We start from the raw sequence: 1,662 nt of genomic DNA on the forward strand, positions 1-1,662 counted from the left end.
ATCAGTGTGCCACTACAAAGCGAGAGGTTAGTAAATGACATATGTCACTTATTGAGATAAGCACAATTCGGAAACTGTTTGCTTTAAAATGCTCCACACTGAAAGAATGAACGAAGGACGGGGAAACTATGTCGGAAAATATTGCTAATCCAGTGACGCAGCGTCACTGGATCCTGATCGCCTCTATGCTGGCGATGTTTATGGCGGCGATTGAGGTCACCATTGTTGCTACGGCTATGCCAACGATTATTGCCGAGTTGGGGGGCTTCTCGCAGTTTGGCTGGGTCTTCTCTATCTATCTGCTTACCCAGACGGTCAGCGTGCCGATTTACGGGCGGCTGGCAGATTTATGGGGCAGAAAGCGCATGTTTTTTATTAGTACAGGCCTATTTTTATGCGGCTCGGTGCTGTGCGGCTTTGCCAGCAATATGGGTTGGCTAATCCTGTTCCGTGCCTTACAGGGGCTTGGCGCCGGGGCCATCATGCCGCTAACCTCCACCATTATTGCCGATGTCTACCCCCCGAAAGAGCGGGCGGGGATCCAGAGCTGGCTGTCCAGCGTTTGGGGCGTGGCAGCGATCGTTGGCCCGCTAACCGGGGCGTGGCTGGTGCAGCATTTTAACTGGGCGCTGATTTTCTGGGTTAATGTGCCGATCGGCATAATTTCGATGCTGCTGCTGACTCGTTTCTTCCCGGAATCGAAGGATAAAAGCCCGCATCGCCTGAACCTGACTGGCAGCGCCTTACTGATGCTCACAGTCAGCGCGCTGCTGGTGGCGTTACTGCAGGCGGAATCACTGGGGCTGCTGCTGGTCGCCGAGCTGGTCATCGTGGCAGGCATCGCGGGATATGCCTTGCTGCACCACGAGCGTAATGCCAGCGAACCGCTGTTCCCGATGGCCATCTGGCGCAGCCGCACGCTGCTGGCGGGGAATGCCGGAAATCTGCTAATCGGCGCGGCGATGATGGGCATCAGCGCATTTCTTCCCACTTGGATCCAGGGCGTTAACGGCGGCACGCCGCTGCAGGCGGGCAGTGCGTTGGCGATGATGTCAATCGGCTGGCCGCTAGCCAGCACGCTGAGCGGGTGCCTGATGCAGCGCACTTCCTATCGTTTTACCGCGCTGCTCGGTTCGCTGCTGTTAATTGCCGGAACCACGCTGCTGCTCACCCTGCATCGTGAAAGCCCAGTGTGGCACGCCGGTTTTTTTGCCTTTGTGATCGGCACCGGGATGGGCATGACCAGCATCACTTTCCTGATTGCGGTGCAAAATACCGCCAATTTCGCCATTCGTGGCATCTGTACCGCGTCAATTATGTTTAGCCGCATGCTCGGCTCGGCACTCGGCACGGCGCTGATGGGGGCGGTGCTGAATTATAATCTGCTGCTGCGCCTGCCGGAGAGTAACGACCCGGTGCAGCAGGTTATGTCGCACAGCCAGCGCGCGGCGATCGATACCGACAGCCTGCAGCATATGCTGAATGCCATTGAGTTGTCGCTGCACTGGGTGTTCGCGGTATCCCTGGGGGTGGCGGTGATGAGCCTGCTGGTGTCACGGATGATCCCGGCGCTGAAACCTCATTAAACAGGGGCGCGTTGGGTGAATGGTTAATTTGCTGCTGAATGTGCTCACTGTTAAAGGTAGAGTCTTGGGACGTGGT

Annotated in this window: 1 protein-coding gene; it reads left to right on the plus strand. The window is 56.7% G+C overall.

The genetic code is table 11. The annotated features are described in order from the left end of the window. The first annotated feature begins 128 nt into the window (after positions 1–128). Entirely contained in the window at positions 129–1,586 is a 1,458-nt protein-coding gene (locus BBW68_RS12990) for an MDR family MFS transporter (RefSeq protein WP_070135686.1), read from the plus strand. Positions 1,587–1,662 lie beyond the last annotated feature (76 nt).

It is taken from the genome of Candidatus Erwinia dacicola (assembly GCF_001756855.1).
In the GTDB taxonomy this organism is placed as follows: domain Bacteria; phylum Pseudomonadota; class Gammaproteobacteria; order Enterobacterales; family Enterobacteriaceae; genus Erwinia; species Erwinia dacicola.

Excerpts from the sequence above, each read along its gene's own strand:
- BBW68_RS12990 (WP_070135686.1), top strand. The coding sequence starts at position 129 with ATGTCGGAAAATATTGCTAATCCAGTGACGCAGCGTCACTGGATCCTG.